15 protein-coding genes are annotated in these 19,050 nt (G+C 38.0%); 1 reads left to right on the top strand and 14 read right to left on the bottom strand.

Translation table 11 applies throughout. The features are described 5' to 3' along the window. Positions 1–608 precede the first annotated feature (608 nt). Positions 609–1,262 carry a hypothetical protein gene (locus EO244_RS07520; protein ID WP_129254043.1) on the top strand — a complete coding sequence of 218 codons (654 nt, stop codon included), beginning with the start codon at positions 609–611 and terminating at the stop codon, positions 1,260–1,262. A 72-nt stretch (positions 1,263–1,334) separates the two neighbouring features. Here EO244_RS07520 and EO244_RS07515 read toward each other — a convergent pair whose 3' ends face one another. From EO244_RS07515 to EO244_RS07450, 14 genes are all read right to left on the bottom strand, one after another. Further along, entirely contained in the window at positions 1,335–3,557 is a 2,223-nt protein-coding gene (locus tag EO244_RS07515; protein ID WP_164977441.1) for an ATP-binding protein, read from the bottom strand. 862 nt (positions 3,558–4,419) lie between these two features. Further along, a complete protein-coding gene (gene hemE / locus EO244_RS07510; RefSeq protein ID WP_129254041.1) occupies positions 4,420–5,451 on the bottom strand; it encodes a uroporphyrinogen decarboxylase in 1,032 nt (343 codons plus the stop codon). A gap of 94 nt (positions 5,452–5,545) precedes the next feature. After that, positions 5,546–6,535: a porphobilinogen synthase gene (hemB, locus tag EO244_RS07505; RefSeq protein ID WP_129254040.1), complete on the bottom strand. Its 990-nt coding sequence runs from the start codon at positions 6,533–6,535 to the stop codon at positions 5,546–5,548. Positions 6,536–6,608: 73 nt separating this feature from the next. Beyond that, entirely contained in the window at positions 6,609–7,535 is a 927-nt protein-coding gene (gene hemC / locus EO244_RS07500) for a hydroxymethylbilane synthase (protein ID WP_129254039.1), read from the bottom strand. A 182-nt stretch (positions 7,536–7,717) separates the two neighbouring features. After that, a complete protein-coding gene (gene hemA, locus EO244_RS07495) occupies positions 7,718–8,974 on the bottom strand; it encodes a glutamyl-tRNA reductase (protein ID WP_129254038.1) in 1,257 nt (418 codons plus the stop codon). Between the two features lie 243 nt (positions 8,975–9,217). Further along, the gene (locus EO244_RS07490; RefSeq protein ID WP_129254037.1) at positions 9,218–9,505 is read right to left on the bottom strand and encodes a tetratricopeptide repeat protein; all 288 of its coding nucleotides are present in this window, start codon (positions 9,503–9,505) and stop codon (positions 9,218–9,220) included. Between the two features lie 181 nt (positions 9,506–9,686). After that, positions 9,687–10,559, bottom strand: coding sequence for a fructosamine kinase family protein (locus EO244_RS07485; RefSeq protein ID WP_129254036.1), 873 nt, complete (start codon positions 10,557–10,559; stop codon positions 9,687–9,689). Continuing rightward, on the bottom strand, positions 10,546–11,061 hold the full coding sequence (locus EO244_RS07480; RefSeq protein ID WP_241687956.1) for a low molecular weight protein-tyrosine-phosphatase: 516 nt from the start codon (positions 11,059–11,061) through the stop codon (positions 10,546–10,548). The genes EO244_RS07485 and EO244_RS07480 overlap by 14 nt, the downstream gene beginning before the upstream one ends. A gap of 55 nt (positions 11,062–11,116) precedes the next feature. Then, complete coding sequence (locus EO244_RS07475; protein WP_129254035.1) at positions 11,117–11,326, bottom strand: zinc ribbon domain-containing protein; 210 nt, start codon at positions 11,324–11,326, stop codon at positions 11,117–11,119. Positions 11,327–11,449: 123 nt separating this feature from the next. Then, complete coding sequence (lgt, locus tag EO244_RS07470; protein WP_129254034.1) at positions 11,450–12,250, bottom strand: prolipoprotein diacylglyceryl transferase; 801 nt, start codon at positions 12,248–12,250, stop codon at positions 11,450–11,452. A gap of 70 nt (positions 12,251–12,320) precedes the next feature. After that, entirely contained in the window at positions 12,321–15,617 is a 3,297-nt protein-coding gene (secA, locus tag EO244_RS07465) for a preprotein translocase subunit SecA (protein WP_129254033.1), read from the bottom strand. A 151-nt stretch (positions 15,618–15,768) separates the two neighbouring features. After that, positions 15,769–16,158, bottom strand: a complete 390-nt coding sequence (locus EO244_RS07460) for a hypothetical protein (RefSeq protein WP_129254032.1) — start codon at positions 16,156–16,158, stop codon at positions 15,769–15,771. Between the two features lie 101 nt (positions 16,159–16,259). Then, positions 16,260–17,297, bottom strand: a complete 1,038-nt coding sequence (locus EO244_RS07455; RefSeq protein WP_129254031.1) for a hypothetical protein — start codon at positions 17,295–17,297, stop codon at positions 16,260–16,262. 76 nt (positions 17,298–17,373) lie between these two features. Next, the gene (locus EO244_RS07450) at positions 17,374–18,756 is read right to left on the bottom strand and encodes an alpha-amylase (protein WP_129254030.1); all 1,383 of its coding nucleotides are present in this window, start codon (positions 18,754–18,756) and stop codon (positions 17,374–17,376) included. Between the last annotated feature and the right edge of the window lie 294 nt (positions 18,757–19,050).

Genomic DNA, 19,050 nt, shown 5'->3' with positions numbered 1-19,050 from the left:
CAACGTATGTCTAACATCAATATTGATGTAAGTTCTCGTATATCTTTATAAAAGAATTCTTTTAAAATTATGAAAATCACGGTAAACAGCAAATATTAGCCTGTTTAAATTTTACAATAAATAGACCTTCTTCCTTTAGGCAAATTATGAATGATGATAACGACACCCGAACAATTGGCACAAATGCCTTATCGCAATAGCTGTGTGATACAAAGTAAGGGCATTTCGAATTCCGACTAAACATGCGAATGCAAGTCTTCAGAATCTGAAGTAACCAGCCCCACTATCGACTTTTCTCACAGGGAAACCAATATGAGCAACAAAACATCGATTTTACCGCCCACTATGCCAATTCTACCAATAAAACTATCGATTCTACCTGCAGGGAACCGATTTTACCGGCTACATCATCGATTCTACCGGATGCATTATCCATTTTTACCTCTCCTTGCCTATTTTTAGCATAAAAGAAAGGGAAACAGTAAGATAGATACTCCCAAAAACAAACTTATGTTCGTTTTAAATTTCGTTTTATCATTCTAAATAAGTAATTTAAAGGTCGATTGAATTAAACTTAAACAATTTTATCATCTTAAAAATCAAAAGAAATGGTAACAAATCGAACAGAATCAAAATTTTTAGAACGTGTACGTATTGCACTTACAAATGCAGAGACGCACCCTAAAATTAAAGCGGCCCTAGCCGAATTCGGTGTTGATGAAACCAAGTTTACTGAGGGATGGCAAATGTATAATCTGGCTAAAAAGAGCTGGGAATTTAATCAGCAAGAAGAGTCGGAGACCCGTCTGGTATCGAACGCCTACCATAGCGCTTACGGGGAGTTGGAAATGAAGTTTAAGAGACATCGTGACCTAAGTCAGATTCTTTGTAAAAGAGATCCGGACACACTGATACAATTGGGTGTAAAGGGTCGTTTCCCTACTAAATACAACGAATTTTTCGATAAAGTTAAGTTATTTTATACAAGTATTGGGTCAGACCCAGCTATTCAGACTAAGCTGGCAATGATTAAACTGACTCCTGAAATTGCGACTGCTTGCCTGGCAGAACTTGATGCTTTACTCAAGCTGCGTGCCGAGTTCGATCGCGAGATGGGTGAATCTCAGGCATCAACCGTATCGAAGAATGCGGCCCTCCATAATCTGAGCGACTGGATGGATGAGTTTGACACCCTGGCCAAGCTTGCTTTGTACGATACACCACAACGCCTCGAAGTCTTGGGTATTTTGGTTAGAAGCTAAACTCCCCCCCTCTATTATATACAAAAGCCGACTCGCAAAAGTCGGCTTTGTTACAAACAAATAATTGAATACTTAAGTCATTGAAGGAAGCTTAGCTGTCGCTTCTGAATTGACCCTTTTGTAAGGAAGGGTAAAGGTAAATACCGAACCTTTCCCCACTTCGGAACTTAGCCCAATACTGCCGCCAAGCATTTCAACATAGGTCTTTGAAATAGCCAAGCCCAAACCCGAACCGCCATAGCTTCGGGCTGAAGTCAATTCAACCTGACGAAAGCGTTTAAATATCTCGTTGTGCATATCAGCAGGAATGCCAATACCAGAATCCTCAACATAGAATTCCAGAAGCTCGTCTTTTCGTGTGTATCCGAAATTAACAAAGCCTTTGGGTGTAAATTTCAGGGCATTGTCCACAAGGTTCGTTAGTATTTGAGTCAATTTAATTGAGTCGCTTACAACACAGGATGCCTCGTCGGCTAATCCGGTTTGTAAACCAAAGCTGACATCGGGATTGCTGTCTGCACTACCGAATTGCTCCTTTATTTGTTTACAGATGAAGTTGATATTAACCTCTTTTTCCTGCACTTTTTCCTCTCCGGCCTCAATGGAGGCAACACTCACAATATCGTTGATGATAGAAAGCAATTGATCGCTGCTCTGTATAATCAGGTCGGTGTAATGTTGACTATCTTCAGCTTGCAAATCGGGGGTATTAAGTAAGCCTGAAAAGCCCACAATGGCATTCATGGGCGTTCGTATTTCGTGCGATATATTGTGCAGGAATGCCGTTTTAATCCGGTCGCTTTCTTCGGCTTTTTCCTTGGCTTTGATCAATTCCCGATTGGTTTGATTGAGTGCTTCGTTAACCTTCTGGTACTTTTTATTTTGTAATTCTATTTTATCCGTTTTTTCCTGTAGCAATTGCTCAGCCGTTTTACGCTTGGATATGTCGTGGATAATTAAATGCAACACATCCTGATGATCGATTTTGATTTTACTGCATAGTATTTCAACATCCCTTACCAAACCATCTTTTAATTGATGTTTGGATTCAAACTGATCTTTATTTTCAAACAAGACTCCCTCAATCCTCCTTTTTATTTCCTCTGACGAATTAAGATCGAGTTGCCCAACTTGCATCTTTTTTAAATCGTCGCAGCTCCATCCATAATAGTTGGCCGCAGATTTATTAGCGTCAATTATCTTACAGGTGTTGGGATCGATAAGCAATTTTACCGCGGCATGATCGTCAAATATTTTACGGAATTTCTCTTCGCTTTTAAGCAATGTTTTTTCGGCCTCTTTTCGTTTTGTTTCTTCTCTTAAAAGATTACGAACTTTAGTCAGCGAATAAAAATAAAATGAGAGAGCTATAAACAGCAGCGAAAAAACGAATATTAAGCGATTGCGAAGCCTTGACAGGGCGATATAAATATCTGTTTTCTGATAGGAAATAAGAATGGTCCAATAGGTATTGCCAAGCGGAATGCGGTAAAAGGCGTAAAACAAATCCAGCTCCTTTGTTTTAACTTCTTCGTATCCTTCCTTGTGGGTAATTTTTCCGGTTCCCGTTTTGTTATTTTTTATTTTCTCGAGCATCTCAAGGGTAGACGCCTCGTGTTCTGTGATTTCAAGAATAGATTTCCCTGTATGCCCGCTTACAGGACAATAAATCTCAACCCCATTTTCGCTAAGGAGCCAGGCATGTCCGTTTTTTCTGTTCTTTATTTTTCCGAGATACAGTTTCCCCAATTCATCAATTGGAATTAAAACGGCAAGACTCCCTACAAAGCTTTTGTTTTTAAACACCGGAACATGCAAAGCAATTGCTAAAAATCCTTGCGCCGACATAAACACATCACTTAAAACCGGCTTCTGATTAACAAGAATTTGCTGAATATGATTTTGATAAGAAATATCACGTCCTATTGCTGATTGATTGTAGGGATAAGTATATTGGATTACACCTGATTTATCTATTCTTGTAATAGCGGTAACAATACTTTTATGAGTTTCATAATAGTTTGCCATCAAGGCTTTACTCTCATCCGAAAAATCGATAATTTCTTTAAACTTCGCCAAAAATTCAAGTTCGGATTGATAGTCATCGAAGAAATATGTAATCCCCTGAGAGGCCGTTTCGGCTAGTAGTAATTGTTCTTTATTAAAATCATTGATGGTGTTGTTTTTAATATCACCATAAATCAAATAAAAGCTTAGAAAGAATAGAATTAATGCAATGGGTATGAAAAAATACCGGTTGAGAGATATGAATTTATTCATCTTAAATTTTCGCATATTCATTCTTGATTTATTTAATTTACAACAGGGATGGAAGATACAGAAAAAGTCAAAATTATTACCAAATTACAGAACCTATTTCCGAAGCAATGAGTGTTTTTAAGGGGACGTATGTGTGTTCAATCGATCAATAATCCTGAGAAGATATTCTTTCCTTGTTTTGAAATCATATCAAACAAGCATGTGGCAACTGTTTTTTTATGTATCCTCCAAAGAGCTATTGTTTAAACCAAAATGGCTATAAGAATATCAATAAATTCAGTCCCTTAATTCAGAATCACTGATAAAAGCTGGGGCTTTCTAATCTCAAGAATAAATTCTAAAAAACTTAAAACAGGAAAAACCCTAGATACGTGATACAAACCATTCTTTCTCTTTATTTACTTTTCCTTGATGAAAAGTAACAAAAATCAATGGCTCCGGCACTCAGTGACCCATCACGGTTCAAAGGCTAAACAGACTGAACTCGTTCGTACCTCACTCAAACAGCATTCTGTTTTAACGCCTTTTTCACCTATGGGGCCCCCACTTGCGTTGCCGAGGCCAGAAACAAAAAATCGTCTCACGATTTCAATCATTCTTTATTTGCAAATGTAATTTCTAGTAATCATGAGCTCTTCGGGGTTATCTACTTTTCTCATTAAAGGAGATTGGAAAATCATGAATTCCTTAATGTGATATTATTATATGAGTAAAAGTGGAAGCCTAGCGGCTTGAGCGAAATATTTAAAAGATAATCCTAAAATATATTTAATCACTTAGATACATCTTATTTCGGGACGACACACCTCAATAAAAAAAGCAAACAAAAAGCCGACTCGTAAAAGTCGGCTTTGTATTATATAACTTTGAGTGAGGCTTATCGTCCCCAATCTGAAGTTTTCACTTTATCAATCAGATATTGAACATTCTCAACAGGAATCTCAGGTAATAAACCGTGTCCCAGGTTGAAAATCCACTTGTGATCTTTACGACCATAATTTAAATAGTATTCGAATTCCTGATCAATGGCGTTTTTATCGGCAAGCAGGATTCTAGGATCGAAGTTCCCCTGAAGAATCATCTCCTCGCCTACAATAGGACGTACTTCGTGCAATGGTGTTTGCCAATCGACACTCACACAGTCGCACAAGTCGTGGTTTACCATATTGATACCTGTTCCCAAGCCTTTAGGCAGATAAATAGTTTTGACGCCTTTTGTACGCACCGCACCCAGAATTGCTTTTACCGATGGTAAGAACACCTCTTTGTACAATTCGATAGGAATCAAACCAGCATGGGTTTCGAACAACTGGAAAGCCTGTACCCCATGTTCCACTTGCTTTAGCGCATAATGAATACTCATTTCGGTGATACGGGTCACCAATTTTTTCATGGTAGACTTATCGCGATAAATAGCAGGAACAAAGTCAGGGAAATTCAAATTTTGGCTAAAACCCTGGAACATATAACAAAGGGTTGTCAATGGTCCGCCGCAGAAACCAATCAAAGGTACCTCAGCAGGTTTGGTTGCTAAAATCTGATCAATTGCCTGATAAATGTGTTCCAATCGCTCGGGCATATCCGTAAGGAAATGCAAAGGATCTTCCACATCCTTAAGGGCTGTTTTAAATGTTGGCCCCTTGCCTTCGAAACTCAATTCCATACCCAATGCCTCAGGAATCACCAGAATATCTGAAAAAAGAATGGCCGCATCAACACCCAAATCGTGAACAGGAAGCAAAGTTACTTCTGCTGCTAACTTGGGCTCCTCCATCATATGTTTAAAACCATAGCTTTCGCGCAGTTTCATATACGAAGGTAAAACACGTCCGGCCTGGCGCATAAACCACACAGGTGGACGCTCGCGCTTAATGCCATTGATTGTATCTAGAAAAATAGAATTTGTCATATAATTAGTCATCGGTTATCAAAAGTTATCCGTTGTCAAAATTTTATCGCTTGTGAAAGCGGGCAATTGAAAACCGATAACAGAAAACTTAAATTTATCTCTTGTTTAAAATCTCAGCAACTTCCTGTGCATGGTAAGTGATAATGATATCAGCACCGGCACGTTTAATCGATGTCATAATCTCCATCATCACACGCTGTCCGTCAATCCAGTCTCTTTCTTCGGCCGCTTTCACCATAGAAAATTCGCCACTCACATTGTAGGCAGCAACAGGCATATTAAACTCATGCTTGCAACGGTAAATCACATCCAGGTAACTCAAAGCTGGTTTCACCATTACAATATCAGCACCTTCGGCAATATCGGCTTCTACTTCGCGCATGGCTTCGTCGCTGTTTCGAGGATCCATCTGATATGTGCTGCGGTCACCAAACTGAGGGGCAGAATCAGCCGCATCTCTAAAAGGACCGTAAAATCCTGATGCATATTTAGCTGAATAAGCCATGATTGGAATTTTTTCGAAACAGTTCTCATCTAAAGCGGCACGCATATGTCCAATTCGACCATCCATCATATCACTTGGAGCGACCATATCAACACCGGCTTCAGCCAATGATACCGCTTGTGCCGAAAGTGTTACCAAAGTACTGTCGTTATCCACATCCCCATCGATAATGGTTCCGCAATGTCCGTGAGTAGTGTATTCGCAATTACAAATATCAGCAATGATGTACATTTCCGGCAATACCTCCTTAATCGCACGTGTTGCCTTCTGAACAATACCATGTTCGTGTGTCGCCACTGTTCCATCTTCGTCTTTCGACTCAGGAATACCAAAAAGCAAAACAGACTTAACACCCGAAGCGTACAGATCTTTACATTTTTCTACCAATAAATCAACCGATAACTGATCGTTACCCGGCATTGATTTGATTGGGTTTTTAACCTTCTCACCCGGACACACAAAAAGTGGCATAATTAAATCATCAGCCGAAAGCGAGGTTTCAGCAACCATATTGCGTACAACTTTGCTGTAGCGAAGTCTTCTTAAACGTGTCTGAGGAAACAATGGACGTAAACTCATATTATAAATAGTGTTTATAGGTTATAAGTATATGATACCTGATCAATCAGGTAATCTATTTTAAATTTAATTTTTACAAATAAAAATTGATGCCTTTTTCAGCGCAAGCTGCCTTCATTTTTTTAGCCAATTCTGCTGACTTAGCAACAGAATCCTCAACCGGAACTTCGATGCTCTCAACAATAAAATCGCCTGATTTAAGGTCGCCAACAATGGCAATCATATTCAGAAGATTACCATCAACTACAGCATGTGCCGCCAAAGGAAACTTACAACCTCCTTCAATTTCAGCCATAAAGGCACGCTCGGCCAATACTGCTAGCTCAGTGGGTTTGTGATTTACCCTGGCAACTCTGGCAATGGTTTCAGCATCGTCTGATCGTGTTTCGATCGCAATAGCCCCTTGTCCAATAGCTGGAATACACATATCCACATCCAAAAGACAATCTTCGCTGGCTGGGTTTCCCATGCGGTTCATGCCGGCAGCAGCCAGTATAATTGCATCGTATTCGCCATCCATTAATTTTTGCTTGCGGGTATCGATATTGCCACGAATCTCTTTAAATTCAATATCAGGACGGATATGTGCCAACTGCACACGTCGACGAGGACTACCTGTTCCCAAGACAAAACCTTCAGGCATGTCTTCAATCAGTTGTCCATCACGAGTCAGAAACGCATCACGAGAATCTTCCCGTTCAGGATAGGCTACCAATTTTAAACCCTCAGGATGAAAACTTGGCACATCTTTCAAACTGTGCACTGCAATATCCGCCTCACCTTCCAAAAGTGCATGCTCAAGCTCCTTCACAAACAAACCTGTTGTTCCAAATTCGGTCAATGAACGATTTAAAACACGATCGCCCTGTGTACTGAATTTCTTTACTTCGAATTCGATATCGGGATTAGCTTTTTGCAGGAGTTCTACTGTTTGCATGGTTTGAGTATATGCCAGCAGGCTTGGACGGGTTGCAACGATTAATTTCTTCTTTGGGGACATAGACAAACTTTATTGTTTTCACCATATTATACGAACTGTTTTCGCTTTAATGGTGCTTGATGAATGTAAAACAGACTGAACTTTCACTTGCAAAAAACAGGCTGATATTTCGTTCACCTAAGGTGTAAAAAAAAAGCCATATAAACATGTTTATACGGCTCAATATTTTAATAAAAAACGCTTTATTTTGTTTCAGGTTCCTGGAAAAGCATATTCAAAGTTTCCATTGGACTTGATTGTGTTTTGTGATGATCTTTTAAGTGACTGATACAGGCTCTGGCAATCTTATTCATCAAATTTGATGTGATCTTTTCCACTCGTTTCAATTCTTCTTCATTCATCTTAGGACGATGATATTCCAATTCCTTTTCCCGTATTTTATTCAGATTATCTTTAAGAGCAACAATAACCGGTGACAGGAAAGTAATCTCCAACCAGCCATAAAACTCACGCATGGAATCATCAATAATTTCTTCGGCTTGTGGAATGCATTCGAGACGTTGTTGTATCGCTTCAGAAATATGTTCCGACAATTCATCAACAGTAATAACCAAAGTGTTTTCCAAATCATCAATTGCTCTATCCACGTTACGAGGAACTGATAAATCGAGAACCAGCTTACAATCCGTTACCCCTTCGAAATGCTCCAGCTTTAAGGTTGGATGAGGTGCACCGGTAGCCACAATAATCACTTCAGACTTGGCAACTTCTTCAGCCAAATCGGACATGGCACGGTAGCTAATATCGTATTTGTTTGCCAATGCTTCTGCCTTATCCACATTGCGATTAACCAGTGTTAGTGAACGGTTACCCATGTGTTTCAACAAATTGCTGCACGTATCTTTTCCAATTTCACCCGTCCCGAAAAGCAAATAATTTGCTGACTCCAAATCCGACACCTTATCCTTAATGTATTGAACAGCAGCATGCGAAACAGAAGCAGCCCCACGACTCAATTCCGTTTCATTTTTAATTTTCTTACTGGCTTTAAATACAAATGAGAATAAACGATTAAGAAAGGAATTAATCATCTGATATTCTTCAGATAATTGGTAAGCATTTTTCACCTGTCCTACAATCTGAAAATCACCAACAATCTGCGAATCGATTCCGGAACATACTTTATAAAGGTGCTTAATACAGTCGCTACCCTGTATGGTATAACCATTGTATCGAAAATCTTTTTCGTTCCCTTTACAGTAACTTAGAAAAAGCTTTTTAACCAAATCCATGTCCGAGGTATGGGCATAAACTTCTGTCCTGTTACAGGTGGATAAAACAATCAGTCCCTCAATTCCTGCTTTTTTAGCATCCTGAAGCAAAGCTTCCTGATCCATTTGGGTTAAGGAAAATCGTCCTCGTACATCCAATGCCGTTTTACGATATGAAACACCTAAAACGAAAAATTTTTGTAAATTTTCTCTTATCTGCGATGACATAAATTAATCTAATTTTGAGTTCTTCGCTATAATAACTGGTTCTGATCTCGGTTTGAGTCCTACCAAATATATAATTAATTACCGAAAAATAACTATAAATCCGAATTCCTTTAACTATTCAGAAAGAACCAAAATTAGTTAAAAAATCCTAAATCTTTTAATTTCAGACAATAACATCCTATTCACGAATCTATATACGATATTTATCAGGCACAATATTTATCTATTTTAGATAAACATTAATTAAGGATTATGCATATCCTTGTTAAAATAGTCAAGAATGGTGTTAATCATCTCAATCTTAACATTTGCTTTGGGATGTTCGGGTTGAATATCAATCACTTTGATATAAGAGCTCAAAGCTTTGGCTAAATCCCCAAGCTGATGATGAATTTCACCAATCATGAAATTAGCCTCAACATGATTTGGATCCAAATCAATAATTTTTCGGTAATCACTAAGTGCTAACTGAAACTCTTCTGCTTCAAACTGTAACTTAGCTTTTGATAATATATCTTGAATTTCTTCCATCTTACTTATATGAATATGCTGCAAATCTAGTCATTTCAAGCCTTTTTGTCTATATATAAAGACAAGAAAATCGTTTTTTATTTCAGATAAGTACTTAAGCATCCTTTAAGGCATTAACACTGATTTAATTCTATAATGAATGCAGGATACACTATTAAGAGCAGAAGTTAAAAGATGAGTCTTAATCGAGATATGACCAAAGCAATTTCACTGCCTGACCATAGTAGGAATTCCCAAACAGATTAAGATGATTAAGAACATGGTACAGCATGTAAATATTTTGACGATAGTCATACCCCTCAGGCAAAGGATAGGTCTTTTGATAGCTGGTATAAAAGCTGGCATCAAAACCACCAAAAAGTCTTGTCATGGCCAATTCGGCTTCGCGATGTCCGTAATATACAGCGGGATCAATCAAACAAGCCTTCGATTGTGAATCGCAAAGAAAATTTCCCGACCATAAATCGCCATGAAGCAAAGCGGGTTTTTCTTCGCTCCCCTCCAGAATCTCTTCAATTCTATTTTCTAAAAGAATGAAACCATTCTTAAGTTCTGGCCCCACCAAAGCTTTTTCTTCGGCTAACTTATATTGATAGAGTAATCGCTTGTTGTAATAAAAGTCGCACCAGTTTTCGGCCTCGACTTTATTACAAATGTTTATCTGGGGAGTGGCCCCAATGTAATTGTCCTGGGGAAAACCAAATCGAAGTGCGCCATACTGATGCAAACGCGCCAATTGACGACCAAAATTTGAAAAAAAATCATATCCTTGCGTTCCAATATGAATTTGTTCTAAGAGCAAACAATCCTTATCCACAAAGAACACCTCCGGAACACGTATACAAGCCGCTTTTTTAAGTTCCTGCAAGCCTTTTGCTTCTTTCTCAAAAATATCGGACGCAGAACTAGCCGTCTTAATAAAACAAGTGCTACCTTTTTCAAAAGTCAATAAATCGGCTTTTGAAACGCAGCCACCACCAATTGGTCGAGCAGACACAACCTTCTGCCCTGCCCAATCTTCGATTTTGGATATAATTGCTCTATAATTTTCCATTCAAATCGTTTAACAAACCTTCGCATGCATCTTCAAGTAAGTCCAGAACTAACTCGAAACCTGCTTCTCCCCCGTAATAAGGATCGGGAACGGTATTGTAATGTGTAAATTTTGAACAGTAATCTGTCATTTTAACAATCTTCTTCAAATCAGCCTTACTGCGAGCCTGAGATTGTAAATCTGAAATATTCTGATCATCCATCCCAATAATCAGATCGAACTTATCAAAATCTGTTTGATATTTAAACTGTCGTGAAATACTGGTTAAATCGTACGAACGACGGGCCGCATGAGCACGCATTCGACTATCGGCTCTTTCGCCCTCGTGATGACCAATAATACCAGCAGAATCACAACTAAACTTATTTTCATCTCCAGCCTTTCTAATTACGGCATTCATAACCGCTTCGGCACTTGGAGAACGACAAATGTTTCCTAAACAAACAAATAATAAAGCCTTAGGCATTCTATTTTCTTTCAATGGATTCAACTTCTGATTCATAAATATCATTCTTATTAAAAGACCAAATTTACACTTTATCAGAAAGCTACTAAAATCAACCGGTGAAAAAATCAAAAATATTACCCAACTGACTGGTTGTTCCCTTATAAATTTCGGTGTATTTACAACGCGTGCAAGTCACGGTCGTAAATTTCTTGTTTTGCACATCGAATATTTTAGCAAAAACCCCTCCTGTGGCCCGAAATTCATCGGCTTCATAGGTCATATTACCGCATTTCACACAAATATATTTGGATTGATTCATAAGTTGTAATTTTCATTTGAAACTTAAATATAATAAAATATGTGAATATTATGCCCAATAGCCGGATACTAAAAATGGCCGATACTCATTGTATCGACCATTCTCTTTTGTTCAATTTCAGAACTATAACTTCTTTTTCTGATAAGAATTATAAACCAAATAAATCCCTAATAAAATAAAGGGTATACTTAACAACTGCCCCATATTAAAGGTCATTCCCTCTTCAAAAGCTTCCTGATTCTCTTTAATAAATTCAATAAAGAATCGAGCCGTGAAAATCAACACAAAGAACGTTCCTATCAAACGACCGGCATATTCCTTAGCATTTGTTTTCCAATACATATACATCAGGATGCCAAAACTTGTTAGATAACAAAGTGCTTCGTATAATTGAGCCGGATGACGAGGAGCCAATGGCTCATAAATTGAAGCTCTCACAAACTGAAATCCCCAAGGCAAATCAGTCTGAGTTCCAATAATTTCAGAATTCATCAAATTCCCTGTACGGATAAAAAAGCCAGCTAGTGCTACTGGAATAGCGACTCTGTCAAGCACCCATAAAATTGACTTTTTGCTCACTTTTTTCGAATAAAAGTAAAGTGCTGTCAGAATTCCTATAGTCGCTCCATGAGATGCTAAACCTCCATGCCAAATCTTTAATATTTCGACAGGATGCTGTGAATAAAATTCCCATCCATAGAAAAAAACATGCCCTAAACGCGCACCGATCACCGTTGCAATTAAGGTATACATGAATAATTTCTCAAGCCATTCCAAAGGAATACCTTCTTTTTTGAACATCCGTTCGACAAGTTGATAACCCAATAGAAAACCGAGTGCAAATAGTAATCCATACCATCTTACGGCTATCGGTCCTATCTTAAAAATTTCAGGATCTACATCCCAATGGATTGATAGTAGCATACTTTTTAGATATTAAATATTTAATCTGAGAATTGAGAGGAAACTGGTCGTCTCAATTCTCATAAACTCCTTAAGCAAGAATTCCTTTACCGTGGCATTGCTTGAATTTTTTGCCAGAACCACAAGGACAAGGTTCGTTACGACCAACCTTCTGAACATTGCGCACAGGTTCAGCTTTCTTAGGTTCTCTCTTAGCTCCATCGCTACTTAAATCTTCTTTCGAAGTTCTAAGGTTACTCATATCTGTACGACGACGTTCTTTAGCCTCTCTCACCTCTTCGTTCATCTGTAAAGGAATATGTCCTTTCATAAGCGTAGATACTACAGATTTATTTGTATTCTCAATCATACTCTTAAATAGATTGAAAGATTCAAACTTATAAATCAATAGAGGATCTTTTTGCTCGTAAGACGCATTCTGCACAGATTGCTTCAAGTCGTCCATCTCACGCAAGTGCTCTTTCCATGAGTCATCAATCGTCGCCAGAATCGCTACTTTCTCATAAGAACGAACGAGTTCTTCAGCCTGCGTCTCATAAGCTTTTTTCAAGTTAGTAACCACTTGAAAATTCTTAGTTCCGTCAGAAATTGGAACCACGATATTTTCATAGATCTCAGCCTTGCTTTCATAAACATCTTTAATAACAGGATAGGCCTGCTTACTAATGGTTTCAACCTTGCGCTTATGAACATCCAGAACAACTTCATAAATTTTCTGACAAATATCTTCAGGTTTTTCTTTCATGAATTCCTCTGCTGTAACAGGTGATTCAACTGAAAGGATACGAATTAATTCCATTTTGAAATCTTCGAAATCACCACCATAATATTCATTCACCAAAGCTTCGCAAACATCAAACATCATATTTGCAATATCAACCTGAATACGCTCTCCAAACAGAGCATGACGACGACGCTTGTAAATAACTTCACGCTGAGAGTTCATCACATCATCGTATTCAAGCAAACGCTTACGAATACCAAAGTTATTCTCTTCAACTTTCTTCTGTGCACGCTCAATTGACTTAGAAATCATCGAGTGTGAAATCACTTCACCATCCTCAATTCCCATTCTATCCATCAACTTCACAATACGGTCAGAACTAAACAGACGCATCAAGTCGTCTTCCAAAGACACGAAAAACTGAGAAGATCCCACATCTCCCTGACGTCCGGCACGACCTCTTAACTGACGGTCGACACGACGTGAATCATGACGTTCAGTACCGATAATAGCCAAACCTCCAGCAGCTTTTACCTCATCTGTTAATTTGATATCGGTACCACGACCCGCCATATTGGTTGCAATGGTAACAGTACCTTTGTGACCTGCTTCAGCAACAATATCTGCTTCACGCTGGTGCAACTTCGCATTCAGTACATTGTGCTTAATGCCCCTCAGTTTTAACATTCGGCTCAATAGCTCCGAGATTTCAACTGAAGTTGTACCTACCAATACCGGACGACCTGCCTTTACAAGATTTCCAATTTCGTCGATAACCGCATTATACTTCTCACGCTTTGTTTTATAAACTAAATCCTCTCTATCGTCACGGGCAATAGGACGGTTTGTTGGAATCACAACCACATCCAACTTGTAGATATCCCATAACTCACCCGCTTCGGTTTCAGCTGTACCTGTCATACCCGAAAGCTTGTGGTACATTCTGAAATAATTTTGAAGTGTAATAGTTGCAAAAGTTTGTGTTGCAGCCTCAACTTTCACACTTTCCTTCGCTTCAATTGCCTGGTGCAGACCATCAGAATAACGACGGCCTTCCATAATACGGCCTGTTTGCTCGTCAACAATCTTAACCTTACCATCTATAAGGACGTATTCCACATCCTTCTCGAAAAGCGTATAGGCTTTAAGCAATTGATTCACGGTATGCACACGTTCCGATTTAACTGCATAACTTTGGATCATCTCATCCTTGGTTTTCAGCTTTTCTTCATCAGACATATTCGATTTCTCAATCTCTGCAACTTCAGATCCAATATCAGGAAGCACGAAAAATCCTGCATCATCAGTGTCATCACTGATCAAGTCGATACCTATATCAGTCAGTTCAATTGAGTTTTGTTTTTCATCGATAACAAAATATAAATCATCAGTAATGATGTGCATATTTTTGTTATTCTCCTGCATATAGAAGTTCTCCGTTTTCAGCAATAAAGCCTTATTCCCTTGTTCACTTAAGAACTTGATAAGGGGTTTCATCTTAGGCATTCCTTTAAACGTTCTAAGTAACAACTTAGCACCTTCTTCCTGCTCTTTTTTATCCTCGCTTTTTAATAAACGCTTTGCGTCGGTAAACATACCCATCACCAAGTCGTTTTGCGCCTTAGCTAACTTCTGTACCTTAGGTTTCAACTCATCATATAACTGATGATCGCCTCTTGGAATAGGACCAGAAATAATCAAAGGTGTACGTGCATCATCGACCAAAACCGAGTCAACCTCATCGACAATTGAATAGTTGTGACGACGCTGAACCAAATCTTTAGGATTGGTTGCCATATTATCACGCAAGTAATCGAAACCAAATTCGTTATTGGTACCGAAAGTAATATCGCAGGCATAAGCTGAACGACGTGCGTCTGAATTTGGCGTATGTTTATCGATACAGTCTACCGATAAACCATGAAACTGGTAAATAGGTCCCATCCACTCCGAGTCACGCTTAGCCAAATAGTCATTCACAGTAATGACGTGAACACCACGACCAGTTAGCGCATTCAAGAATACAGGAAGAGTTGCTACAAGAGTTTTACCCTCCCCCGTGGCCATCTCAGCAATTTTACCCTGGTGAAGAACAATACCACCAATCAACTGCACATCGTAATGAACCATGTTCCACACAATGTCAGTTCCTCCGGCATTCCATGAGTTGAAGTAAATTGCTTTATCACCGTCTATTTGTACATAATCAGCACGTGCAGCCAAATCTCGATCAAACTGTGTTGCTGTCACTTCAATCTCTTCATTCTCGGTGAATCGACGAGCTGTTTCCTTTACAATACAGAAAGCTGCTGGTAAGATCTGATTCAGAACCTCTTCGATTTTATCATCGATGGTCTTCTCAATCACATCTATTTTATCGTAAATCTCTTCTTTCTGGTTAACTGACAGTTCCCCTGTTTCAATATTTTGTTTCAAAGCTGCAATCTCATCCTTCTCAGCCTTGATATAATCTTGAATTTTATCTTTCAACAATTGAGATTCGGCACGTAAGCCGTCAATATCCAATTGTTTAATTCTTTCGTATTCATTCTTAATGCTCGTCAAATACGGAGCTAACTCTTTAAGGTCTCTATCTGATTTATTACCAAACAGTTTACCTAATGTTTTATCTACAAAACCCATCTGTTTATTTGTCTATTGATTTCTAAATGAAGCAATTGATACTTAACACCAAACTCAATTGGTCTAATTAAATAACAACTACAATGAATAGCATATACATCATATTTAATTCAGTATTGAATTAAATAAATTTGTATCAGTTTCGAAAAACCTAGGCTAAACCCGGAGCTCGTATGCTATTGGATCCGGTAAGAAAAATAGATTTGTGCTGATAATTATAAGCCGCAATAGCTTTTGAAACACCAGTACAAACAGGTTCCGTTAAAAGAGCCTTATCCGGATTTAAATGTGGAAATTTAGGAAGTTTCTTAATTAGTGGTAAACTCAGTGTTTTAGCCACATAAATATCAGAAATCTCCGAAGAATTTTGGGTAGGAACAAGTAGAGGCAGATTATAACAATCGTCCAAATTTTCCGAATGATCAGCATACCAAGCAGCAAAACGTTGCACATCATCAACCAGTTCCTCATAATCAACATTAGGAACGGCCGATGCACACGCTGTTAGCACCGAAAAAACGACAATAAGATACCTGTTCATATCCATGGGAACCAAAAGTAATTAATTTTATTGAAACACCTAGAATATATCGGTTGAGTTTATATTATTTCGCGAATATTATTTTTCACTTCACAATAAAATTATTGATGCTTTGTTCGTTTAAAGGCAATCATCATATTAGAATCCATATTATTATTCAATGTATCTAACATCGACGATAAGTTTAAAGTAAAAGATTCAGATTTAAAGGAACCATAACTCATTAAAGTCTCATATCGCTGTCCCTTTTTCAAAACATATTCACCATCATCCAGAATCAACTGATCACCTCTTTCCTTATTCTTAGATTCAGGCACATAGGTTTCATCATTATCCCTTAAAGTCAATAAGTTCGGGTGAAAATAAATGGCTTTTCTTCCATGATTGATTATTTTAAGCATCAAATAAAGATGCTCCTCCAATGTATAAAACTTTGTACTATAGGTTGTACCATCGATAAGAATTTCGGTTTCAGACAAATGGACTGTCCCTGACTGAACCGCATACTTGTTAGAAACAACGCCCTGCCCTTTTCTATTAACTTTCAACTTATCATTGATTCCCGAGCCAGAAAATTTATGTGATTTGTCCACTTCAAAAAAAGCAAACTTATCGTTTTTTCTGAAAGCTGATAAATCAATTCCACAACCTACTTTAATTCCATTATAATTTATCGTCAGGCTTGGAAATTTGGCTTTTGAATTACCCTTAAAGCAATCAATAGTCAAGGTATAAGAACTGTCCAAATCCCCCCTATAGCCGGTTCGGGAATACAAGAATCTGCTATTTATTGGTGTAAATTTCAAACAAAATATTTTCGATTTATGCGCAGGTATAAAAGACTCCGGATCCTGATTCACAGAGTGACTTCTGTGTCCTTCTTTAGTTTTCAACTCAAATCCATAAGATGATATTCGAATAGCCTCTGATGTTTGATTACCAATCTCAGCATAAAAAAGCAAAGTATCTCCCGTAACACTTGCTCTGAAATCTGATTTTAACACAATTCCCTTTATCGATTCATGCATTCCCTGATTGAATGCAATAGGATAATGGTTGAGTAGCTTTTCGGGTAATTTTAAATCTGACTGATTCTTACAGGAACTTATAAATAATAAGCTCAGTAATAAAAAGGACATGTGTTTTAGCATATTCCAAGCTTTCTTAAAAGAAACTCTGCCTTATCAAATAAGACAGAATTTCATTGTAATCGAATTATTTAACAGACCAAACAGAATACCCCTTTGGTGGCACCTGAATTTTTACCCACTTACCACTTTGAGTAACAGGCTCCCAGTTGGAATTTCCTGAATAATCCTTAATGGTTGTATTTGACCAGTTTGTTTCAACCCATCTTTCCTGCCAATTATCCGAATTGTTTATATAAACAATCAGACCTGCACCATTGTATCCATTGCGACGTGCAACATATTCATCATTATCGGCATAAAGTATCGATGTACTTCCTGAAGCTAAATTATTATGGATCCAAATCAGATTGTTCATCATACCCTTATCCAACCACTCTTCGTAATCGCGGTAGAAAACACAAGGATATCCCTCATGTGTCAAGATATATGCATAGGCCAATTTCTTATTCCAAATTTCATCGGTATCGTGATTGGTAACAAAAGTCACGGCTCTAAAAGCATTACGCTTCCACATCATATCGTTATTCAACTTTGTCAGATCATTGCCATCAAAAGCATCATTCATTGCATAATAACAGGCAAAGTCGAACACAGATGAATTAGCTTCATTTGCCCACCAATTTAGATAGTCGACGCTACCGTCCCACAATTCACCAACTGAGAAACCGCCTACCGAAGCGTTCCATTCCTTAACAACCCAAGGCTCAAATCCTTTTACGTAATCGAAACGCCAACCATCAAAGCCCATTTCATTTTTATAATACTTAGCCACAGAATTTGAATTTTTCCATAACCAATTCTGTACATTGATTTTCTTGTGGCATAAATCGGGGAAGCCACCAAATTTACCCAAGTCGTTGTTTTCTATATCATTGGGGTGAAAATCATCATAAGAACGATTGAACAAACCTGATTTGGGTTGAAAGTCAGTCCAAGTATCATTTCCGGTGTAAGGATTAGCCTCTGATGCCCCTCCACTGTTGTGATTGATAACAATATCAGCATAAACTTGCAAACCACTTTGGTGCGCAGAACCAATAAGTGATTTTAGCTCTGTTGTTGATCCGAAACGCGTTTCTACAGATCCCATCTGATCATATTCTCCAAAATCGAAATAATCAAATGGATCGTACCCCATTGAAAACGCTCCATTCTGAGCTTTAGCTGCAGGTGGCAACCAAATAGCATTAAAGCCTGCATTGGCCCAATCAGTAACTTTGGCATCTACTGTATTCCACCAATTTCCTCCGGCGGGAACATCCCAATAAAATGCCTGCATCATTACACTCGCATTGGCTACTGATTTGGTGTCGTTGGATAAATCCACTTCACCAGATGGGGACAGAACTAACTCTTCAGTAGATTCTTTTGAACAACTGATAAAAAATAAAAATCCCAAACAAAGAATCAGGGAAAATTTCAGTTTAAACCATTCCTTTTTTTTCATAAATTAATATTTACAGATTAGAAGTTCAACAAACGTTTGCAGTAAAAAATATATTTTCAGTAAACGTTTGCAGTAAATTTGATTTGTAATCATCAATCATTATTTTAGTTTCATATTGAAACCTAAAGTGGCGATTAAAGTATCATATAATTAGCAATTACGCCTCAATATACGTCAAATTATTACTTATCCAAATTAAGCACATCCTAATTTTCTACTGAAAATGAAGGACTAAAATGCTGGAACAATTGAAATAACCAACCTGTATTAAACTTAAAAATACAGAACTGTAAA

The sequence above is a fragment of the Ancylomarina salipaludis genome, assembly GCF_004122035.1.
Lineage (GTDB): Bacteria > Bacteroidota > Bacteroidia > Bacteroidales > Marinifilaceae > Ancylomarina > Ancylomarina salipaludis.
Note: the sequence above shows the minus strand (reverse complement) of the source record. Positions and strands in the feature narration are given on the sequence as shown.

What these genes read in the sequence shown, in the direction of transcription:
- EO244_RS07520 (WP_129254043.1), top strand. Translation starts at nt 609, where the DNA reads ATGGTAACAAATCGAACAGAATCAAAATTTTTAGAACGTGTACGTATT.
- EO244_RS07515 (WP_164977441.1), bottom strand. Translation starts at nt 3,557, where the DNA reads ATGCGAAAATTTAAGATGAATAAATTCATATCTCTCAACCGGTATTTT.
- hemE (WP_129254041.1), bottom strand. Translation starts at nt 5,451, where the DNA reads ATGACAAATTCTATTTTTCTAGATACAATCAATGGCATTAAGCGCGAG.
- hemB (WP_129254040.1), bottom strand. Translation starts at nt 6,535, where the DNA reads ATGAGTTTACGTCCATTGTTTCCTCAGACACGTTTAAGAAGACTTCGC.
- hemC (WP_129254039.1), bottom strand. Translation starts at nt 7,535, where the DNA reads ATGTCCCCAAAGAAGAAATTAATCGTTGCAACCCGTCCAAGCCTGCTG.
- hemA (WP_129254038.1), bottom strand. Translation starts at nt 8,974, where the DNA reads ATGTCATCGCAGATAAGAGAAAATTTACAAAAATTTTTCGTTTTAGGT.
- EO244_RS07490 (WP_129254037.1), bottom strand. Translation starts at nt 9,505, where the DNA reads ATGGAAGAAATTCAAGATATATTATCAAAAGCTAAGTTACAGTTTGAA.
- EO244_RS07485 (WP_129254036.1), bottom strand. Translation starts at nt 10,559, where the DNA reads ATGGAAAATTATAGAGCAATTATATCCAAAATCGAAGATTGGGCAGGG.
- EO244_RS07480 (WP_241687956.1), bottom strand. Translation starts at nt 11,061, where the DNA reads ATGAATCAGAAGTTGAATCCATTGAAAGAAAATAGAATGCCTAAGGCT.
- EO244_RS07475 (WP_129254035.1), bottom strand. Translation starts at nt 11,326, where the DNA reads ATGAATCAATCCAAATATATTTGTGTGAAATGCGGTAATATGACCTAT.
- lgt (WP_129254034.1), bottom strand. Translation starts at nt 12,250, where the DNA reads ATGCTACTATCAATCCATTGGGATGTAGATCCTGAAATTTTTAAGATA.
- secA (WP_129254033.1), bottom strand. Translation starts at nt 15,617, where the DNA reads ATGGGTTTTGTAGATAAAACATTAGGTAAACTGTTTGGTAATAAATCA.
- EO244_RS07460 (WP_129254032.1), bottom strand. Translation starts at nt 16,158, where the DNA reads ATGAACAGGTATCTTATTGTCGTTTTTTCGGTGCTAACAGCGTGTGCA.
- EO244_RS07455 (WP_129254031.1), bottom strand. Translation starts at nt 17,297, where the DNA reads ATGTCCTTTTTATTACTGAGCTTATTATTTATAAGTTCCTGTAAGAAT.
- EO244_RS07450 (WP_129254030.1), bottom strand. Translation starts at nt 18,756, where the DNA reads ATGAAAAAAAAGGAATGGTTTAAACTGAAATTTTCCCTGATTCTTTGT.